The sequence below is a fragment of the Desulfococcus sp. genome (assembly GCF_050178255.1).
In the GTDB taxonomy this organism is placed as follows: domain Bacteria; phylum Desulfobacterota; class Desulfobacteria; order Desulfobacterales; family Desulfococcaceae; genus Desulfococcus; species Desulfococcus multivorans.
In genome coordinates, this window is the sequence record NZ_JBFXGG010000126.1 from 1 (window position 1) to 8,109 (window position 8,109).

General features: G+C 58.6%; 6 protein-coding genes. 3 read left to right on the forward strand and 3 right to left on the reverse strand.

The genetic code is table 11. From position 1 onward, the window contains the following. The 3 genes from AB7S84_RS15135 to AB7S84_RS15145 form a co-directional block, all read right to left on the reverse strand. The coding region (locus AB7S84_RS15135) for a class I adenylate-forming enzyme family protein (protein ID WP_428155482.1) at positions 1–1,598 on the reverse strand (1,598 nt) is incomplete at its 3' end. 66 nt (positions 1,599–1,664) lie between these two features. Beyond that, positions 1,665–2,807 (reverse strand): cyclohex-1-ene-1-carbonyl-CoA dehydrogenase, encoded by a 1,143-nt coding sequence (locus AB7S84_RS15140; RefSeq protein ID WP_020876271.1) that lies wholly within the window; start codon positions 2,805–2,807, stop codon positions 1,665–1,667. Positions 2,808–2,844: 37 nt separating this feature from the next. Then, positions 2,845–3,987 (reverse strand): cyclohexane-1-carbonyl-CoA dehydrogenase, encoded by a 1,143-nt coding sequence (locus AB7S84_RS15145; protein ID WP_020876270.1) that lies wholly within the window; start codon positions 3,985–3,987, stop codon positions 2,845–2,847. 299 nt (positions 3,988–4,286) lie between these two features. On the opposite strand from AB7S84_RS15145, the gene AB7S84_RS15150 reads away from it, so the two are divergent. The 3 genes from AB7S84_RS15150 to AB7S84_RS15160 form a co-directional block, all read left to right on the forward strand. Beyond that, a complete protein-coding gene (locus AB7S84_RS15150) occupies positions 4,287–5,933 on the forward strand; it encodes a sigma-54 interaction domain-containing protein (protein WP_020876269.1) in 1,647 nt (548 codons plus the stop codon). Positions 5,934–6,244: 311 nt separating this feature from the next. Continuing rightward, the gene (gene hoxE / locus AB7S84_RS15155) at positions 6,245–6,766 is read left to right on the forward strand and encodes a bidirectional hydrogenase complex protein HoxE (protein WP_428155486.1); all 522 of its coding nucleotides are present in this window, start codon (positions 6,245–6,247) and stop codon (positions 6,764–6,766) included. Positions 6,767–6,828: 62 nt separating this feature from the next. Next, positions 6,829–8,109, forward strand: a 1,281-nt coding sequence (locus AB7S84_RS15160; RefSeq protein ID WP_428155488.1) for an NAD(P)H-dependent oxidoreductase subunit E, incomplete at its 3' end; no start/stop codon positions are given.

Genomic DNA, 8,109 nt, shown 5'->3' on the forward strand with positions numbered 1-8,109 from the left:
CCGGTGGCCGTCATGGGCAGTTCGTCCACGAAACGGTAGTATCTAGGGCGCTTGTATTTCGCCAGCATGGGATGCTGAAGGCAGAATGCGTCGATATCTTTTGCCGTCAGGGAGGGGTTGAACCTGACGACATAGGCCACCACCACCTGCCCCCATTTGGGATCCGGCAGCCCCACCACCGCGCAGCTTGCCACTTCCGGATGTTCGTTCAGCACCGCCTCCACCTGCACGGGATGAATGTTTTCGCCGCCGGAGATGAACATATCGTCTTTCCGGCCCACCACGGTCAGAAATTCATTCCTGTCCCAGGTGCAGAGGTCACCGATATAGAGCCACCCCTTGTAATATTTCGCCCTGGCTTCTTCAGGCCGGTTGGCATAGGTATACGAGCACTTTCCGGCGGCTTTGATAATGACCTCGCCCACGTCCTCGTTGTTTTTCCTCACATGATCGTCCGGCTCGGCCAGTCGGTCCGGGTATACGTTCACCACCGCCATATCGTCGTCGGTGCACGAACGGCCCGCAGCCCCCGCCATATCCGGCAGATCGTAGGGCCGCAGAAAGGTGTTCCAGAACGCTTCGGTGGTTCCGTATCCGTTGAAAATGTTCGGGGTGAGCATCTCCTGGAAGCGAATGCACGCGGCCCGATCCAGCGGCGCCCCCATCGTCACGATGCCTTTCAGATGACTCAGGTCCCGACGTTTTTTCTGCTGTTCGGCACAAAGCCCTTCCAACGTGGTGGGGGCGCCGATGACATAGGTGATGCCGTGTTTGTCGATCAGATCCAGGACGGTCGCGGCGTCAAAATGACGCAGAGGGATCAATTCGGCGCCCACATAGAGCGTGGGGTTGGGCCCCCCCCCGTAAAGCCCGCCCCGGTGAAACCAGGGTGTCATGTTCAGGGTCTTGTCCCTGGGATTGAGGGGGAAGTGCATGATGACGTCGTGGGCGCTCATGATCTCGTTGATATTGTTCAGCGGGACGCCCTTCGGCATCCCGGTGGTCCCGGAAGTATACAGACGCGTTGTCTCGTCATAGATATGCGTGGGTCGGTATGTTCCCGGATCCGTGTCCGGCCTGCCCGCGACATATTCCTCAAAGGAGACGGCCCCGGCAATAGGCCTTGTCCTGCCGGACATATCGACCATGACAATGGTTTGGGGCTTGTGTGCCGCCTTTTCGAGGGCCCTTTGGGCCATTTCGGCGTCCGCCGCGTCGTAGAAATAGACCCTGGGCTTGCTGTCGTCGAGCATGTAGGCCGTCTCGCCATAGGAGAGGCGGAAGTTGATCGGACAATTGACGGCACCCAGCTTTTGCGACGCCAGGTAGATGAAGACCCATTCCGCGCAGTTGTAAAGCTGGTACATCACCACGTCGGCCTTGCCGACCCCGTCGTCTTTCAGGGCATGGGCCAGAATATTGCAGGCTTTGTCAAGATCCTGATATGTCCATGTTTTATCCCGAAGGGGACAGGTCATCGCGTTCTGGTTCGCGTACCGGTGGGTGTTTCGCAGAAAGCCGTTCAGATAGGTGAAATCATTCTCGAACGTGTCCCGGAACATGGCCGTGTCATAGGTAAATTTTCTGTTTTCCGACATGTCGTTAATCCTTATTGGAAAAAGGGTTGATGCCTGGGCCCTTTTTGTCGGCGCCCTCGATTTTTTTTACGGCTGCAACAACGCACGACCCGTGACCAGACGGGTGATCTGGTTGGTTCCGGTGTAGATCTGGGTCAGCTTGGCGTCGCGCATCATCCGCTCCACGCCGTATTCCTTCATGTAGCCCGATCCCCCGAGAATCTGAACGGTGTCGGTGGTCACCTGCATGGCCGTATCACTGGCCATGGTCTTTGCCATGCCGCCCAGGAGCGCTCCTTTCTTGTCCTTGTCATCGAGCAGCTCGGCCGCCTTCCGGGTCAGGAGGCGGGAGGCTTCAACCGCCGTGGCCATATCGGCGATCATGAACTGGATGGGGGCCAGATGAGAAATGGGCTTCCCGAACTGCACCCGCTCTCGGGCATGTTCAATGGCGCGATCCAGCGCACCCTGAGCGATCCCCACGGCCTGGGCCGCGCAGAAGACCCGGTTGATGGAGAGCGCTTTCATGAGATTGGCAAACCCGTCCCCTTCGGCGCCGATAAGGTTTTCGGCGGGAATCTCCATGTTCTCGAAAAAGAGCTGGGAGTTGACGCAGCCCCGCATCCCCATCTTTTTCTCGTTGCGGCCGTAAACCAGGCCGGGGGTGCCTTTTTCCACCACAAAGACGCTCATACCCTTGGCGCCTTTCTCCGGATCCGTATAGGCGTAAAGCGAGATGACGTCGGCCACCGAGCCGTTGGTGATGAAGCATTTCTGCCCGTTGATCACGTACTTGTCACCTTTTCTGACGGCCCGGGTTTTCATGCCGAGGAGATCCGACCCGGCCGACGGTTCAGTGGCGGCAAAAGCCGTCAGCAGCGTAGAGTTTCCGCCGAAGCGGCCCAGAAATTTTTCCTTGAGCTCAGGGCTGCCGCCATGGATGATGGGCAGCATGCCGTCGCTCTGGGCGATCAACAGCAGGGCGGTGGAAGCGCAAACCCGGCCGATTTCCTCCAGGACCAGCACAAAGGTCAGGATGTCCATTTCCGTTCCGCCGTATTCGGCAGGCAGAAGCGGGTTCAGGAGCCCCAGTTCGGCAAACAGGTTCCGGGCATGTTCCGGGAAAGACGAATTCTCATCCAGTTCCATCGCGAGTGGCGCGATTTCCCGGTTCGCCACATCGCGCACCATCTCCAGCATCACTTTCTGTTCTTCCGTTAAATTTTTCATAAGACAAGCTCTCCTTGAATGATGTCGAAACCGGATTTCAGGAATTTTCGTTACGGATCTCTCTGGCGATCACCAGTCGCTGGATCTGATTGGCGCCTTCGAAAATCTGGGTCAACTTGGCGTCCCGGAACATCCGCTCCACAGGATAATCCTGCATGTAGCCGTATCCGCCAAAGACCTGGATCGCATCCGTGGTGATCTTCATGGCCGCATCCGAGGCAAAGACCTTGCTCATGGAAGCCAGCTTGGTATTGCGTTTCCCCTGATCATACAAGGCGGCGGCGCGATAGATGAGACCCCGCGACGCCTCGATCAGGGTCGCACTGTCGGCGATAATCTGCTGGATCATCTGATGGTCGCACAGGGGTCGGCCAAAGGTCTTCCGCTCCCTGGAGTAGTTCTCCATCTGCTCGAAGGCCCCTTCGGCGATACCCAGGGCCTGGGCCGCGACGGCCGGACGGGACATGTCGAAATCCTTCATGGCGATCCGGAATCCCTTGTTTTCCTCCCCGAGCAGGTTTTCGGCGGGTATGCGCACCGCGTCAAGATGCACTTCGGAGGTCTGGGAACCCTTCTGTCCCATTTTTTTCTCGATCTTGCCGATCTTGAGTCCGGGCGTGTCCCGCTCCACCAGGAAGAAGGAGAGGCCGTCCCGGCCGTTGCCGGAGGTTCGCGCCAGAACTGTATAGACCGAAGCCACCGGTCCGTTGGTGGAAAAGCATTTGGTCCCGGAAAGGACATAAGCGTCGCCGTCCCGGACCGCCGTGGTGCGGATCGAAGCCACGTCCGACCCGGCACCCGGTTCCGACACCAGATAGGCGGCCAGTTCTCGGTTTTTCACCATCCTCGTCATCACGCGATCCAGCAATTCCGGTCTGGCGCCATGGATGATGGGAAAGCTGCCTACGGCCTGGATGATCAGCATCAGGGCCGACGAAGCACAGTGACGCGCGATCTCCTCGACCCCGATGCAGAGCAGGGTCCCGTGATGCTCCTCCGCACCACCGTATTGCGGTGGGAAGACTGCGGTCATCAGACCCAGATCCCACAAAAGATCGATCACTTCCGGATTTAACTGACCTGTCGCATCGATGGATGCGGCCAGGGGAGCGATCCGTTCCCGTGCGGCCTGGCGTATCGTGTCGGCTGCAACTCTCAATTCTTCATTGTCGATAAACATCGGCTCCTCCAAACTGGATAAGTACAGGGTCTGTTGATTTCGGATGCATGAATCGCCGGCAACTCACTGAAAATGCACCATCACCAAAATGTTTTCTGAAACTTTCCTTTTTCACAGGTCGTGCCAATGTTTGAAAAAACGGCTTTTAAATTTCTAATCTTCTGAAACAATTATCTTTAAAGAAGGTATATGCAAAAGAGGGAAGAATATGCTATGTTGTGATTGTGTTGCCGGACGGATACAGTTTCACCCCTCACCGGCATGGCAAAAGATGTATCCACAGGGAGACATGTCGACCGATGACGACAAGTTCAGAAGCCGCCATGCTTCGCAAAGCCGCTTATTGCCGATGCGGTGTCGTTTTTTTAGACAAGACCGGACGTGTGGCGCGTTTGACCACGGATTTTTTCGAAGCCCTCGGTCCGGATATCGAAAAAGGGGCACGGCTTCCGGATGCGCTCCGCGGTTTGACACCTGGCGAGTGGACTTTCTGGAATGATGACTGGTTTGTACAGGCCGAAGGGCGTCAGCGAACCGAGGTGATGGTCTTCCGGCGCGTCCGGACGGCGGATCGAATACTGGGGCCCTACGGTGACTGTCCGATGAACGAGGAAATGGTCCGGATGGTTCTTGACAACCCCTACGAGGGGCTCACGGTCGTCGACACCAAGGGAAATATCACCCTGCTCAGCCCGGCCAATGAACAATGGTTCGGGCTCGAATCCGGCGGCGGCGCGGGTCTGTCGCTTTCAACGCTTGCGCCCGGCAGCCGCCTGGCGGAGGTGGCCCGCACCGGCATCGCCGACAGCGCACAGGTCGTCGACCTGCACGGCAAGACTAAAATCACGGTCAACCTGCCCGTCAGACGGAACAATCGGGTCATCGGCGCTTTCGGGAGAATCCTGTTCCAGAGTCCTGAACAATTGGAAAAACTGGCGGATCGCGTCCGGGCGATGGAACGGAAGGTCGAACGCTACGAAACGCTCCTGGACGAACTGCGCGGACATCGCCGTTCCTTCGAAAACATCCTCACCCTGAATTCGGAAATGCGGCGCGTTATCGAGCAGGCCCGACGCATAGCGGATTCTTCGGCCACGGTGCTCCTGCTGGGCGAAAGCGGTACGGGAAAGGAGTTGTTCGCCCAGGCTCTCCATGAAGCCTCCCATCGGAAGAAAGGGCCTTTCGTCGCGATCAACTGCGGCGCGATTCCCCACGACCTGATCGAATCGGAATTATTCGGCTACGAAGAAGGCGCCTTCAGCGGCGCCCGGAAAAAAGGCAAACCCGGAAAGTTCGAACTGGCCTGCGATGGAACGCTTTTCCTGGATGAAGTCGGAGAATTGCCCATCGAAAGCCAGGCCAAGCTGCTTCGGGTTCTGGAAGAGCGCAGAATCGACCGCCTGGGGGGCACGATCCCGATCGATGTGGACTTCCGGCTGGTGGTCGCCACAAACCGGGATCTTGCCGCTTTTGTCGATGCCGGCAAATTCCGCAGCGATCTCTTCTACCGCATCAACGAGTTCCCGATCGAGATCCCGCCGCTGAGGTCGCGTCCGGAAGACATTCCCCTTTTGGCAAAACACTTCCTTTCCGAAGTGTGCCGCCGGGAGCGACTTCTCATGCAACAACTCTCCGAGGAAGCGACCGGGGCGCTCATGTCGCATGCCTGGCCTGGAAATGTCCGGGAATTACGAAGCCTGATGCGCCAGATGGCCTGGAAAGCTCAGGGACTGGTCGTCGAACTCCGTCATTTGCCGTCCACGTTCCACAAAGGCGCAAAAACCCCTCTGTCCGGCACCCTGGATGACCATTTGGCCGAGGCCGAACGCAGCGCCATCGAAGCGGCCCTGCAGGCAGCGAACGAAAATCGCGCGCTGGCGGCCCGAACCCTCGGCATACACCGCACCGCGCTTTACAAAAAAATGAAACGGTTGGGGATCAGCTGAAGGGTATCCCGCCAAATCCGGACATCATTCATCACGGATGCTTTTCAGGGTTTATCCCGACATATATACAGGAGAATACCCCAGGCAAATGATGGGAAACCCCTATATACAAGCCAATGTGTCGCATTTTATAAATTCGATACTCAACTTTCGACCTTCATAGGCCGTATCCTCCCGGCACCTCTATCTGGTCACCATCATGAAAGTCGAAAGTTGAGTCCGATATCCAACCTTCGGCTTTCATCCCATAATACGCCGATTCTTCGCACCACGATGCAACACGATCGCATGATTACAGAGAGGAAATCATCATGGCCCAAGTCGCTCCGAAGCCGGCGGGCGAACAAAAGTCACACCCCATGGGAGATCCGCGGTACAAAGCCGTCGACCGCGTCATCAAACGGCAGCAGTTCAAGCAGGATGCCCTTATCGAGGTGCTGACGGCCGCCCAGGAAGCCTTCGGCTACCTTCCCGAGGACGTCCTCATGTATGTCGCCCGAATGCTGAGGCTCCCGTCCAGCTGGGTTTACGGGGTGGCCACTTTCTATCACTTCTTTTCCCTCAAGCCCCAGGGGGAACATTCCTGTATCGTCTGCCTGGGCACCGCCTGCTATGTGGGAAAATCCTTCGAGATTGTCGAAGCCCTGGAAAGCGGTTTTGACGTCAAGGCCGGGCACACCACCGCCGATGGGAAGCTGACCTTGAACACGGCCCGGTGCCTGGGATGCTGCGGTCTGGCGCCGGTGGTGGTTCTGGACGACGTCGTGCTGGGAAAGGCAACATCGGCCTCGACCCTGGATAAGGTACGCCGGCGCGTAAGCGGCGCCGACTGATCCAATCCACCGCTCCCGATGCATCCCTGAAACCGCTAACCGTCAAAGGGAAGAACGATACGATGAACCGAATCGAACTCAAGGCCATGGCCCAGGTCGAACAGGAACGACAGGCGAAGTTCCGGTGCCGCATTCTCTGCTGCATGAGCACGCCGTGCATTTCTTCCGGCGCGTCGAAAATACTGGCGGCGTTTGCCGATGCGATCACGGCGGAAGGGCTTGCGGCTGAGGTGGAAGCCGCGACGAGCGGATGCATGGGACCCTGCAGCCGCGGTCCGATGGTAACGATCAAAAACAGGGGTGAAGCCGACGTCATATACGAGCGGGTGACACCGGAGATGGTGGCGCCCATTCTGAACCGGCACGTCAGGGGCCAGACCGTCCCGTCCCTCGACGCACGCATCCTCTCTCATGATATTCCCTTTTTCGCCAAGCAGGAGAAGGTGGTGCTTGCCGGCAGCGGCGACATCGACCCGGAACGGCTGGAGAGCTGCGTCGCTGCGGGCGGATATGAAGCCCTGGGGCAGGTCCTTCGGGAGATGACGCCTTCGGACGTGTGTGTGGAGATCTTGAGAAGCGGCCTTCGGGGTCGCGGCGGCGCAGGCTACCCGACCGGGTTCAAGTGGCAGCGGGTGCAGAAAGCGACCGGCGACCGAAAGTATGTCGTCGCCAACGGCGACGAAGGCGACCCCGGCGCTTACATGGACCGGACCCTGATGGAATCCGACCCCCATCGGGTGCTGGAGGGAATGGCCGTCGCCGGTTACGCCGTCGGCGCGGACCGGGGGTATATCTACGTCCGAAGGGAATATCCGCTGGCCGCCAAACGACTCGAAAAGGCCATCACGCAAGCCGAGCGCGCGGGACTTCTGGGCAACCGGGCCCTGGACAGCCCCTTCAATTTCCGCATCGATATCCGCATGGGCGCGGGCGCCTTTGTCTGCGGCGAAGAGACCGCCCTGATGCAGTCCATCATGGGGCGCCGGGGTCAACCCGTTCCCCGTCCCCCCTACCCGGCGCAACAGGGTCTCTGGGGCGCCCCGACCCTGATCAACAACGTCGAAACCTTCGGGAACGTCGCCATGATCATCAATCGGGGGGCTGAATGGTATGCCGGCCTGGGCACGGAAAAGAGCAAGGGCACCAAGATCTTCGCGCTGGCGGGTAAAACCGTCAACACGGGCCTCATCGAAGTGCCCATGGGCATCACCCTGCGGGAGATCGTATATGACATCGGCGGCGGGATACAGGACGGCCGCGCCTTCAAGGCCGCACAGACCGGCGGGCCCAGCGGCGGCTGCATTCCTGCGGACAACCTCGACACCCCCATGGATTATGAAGCC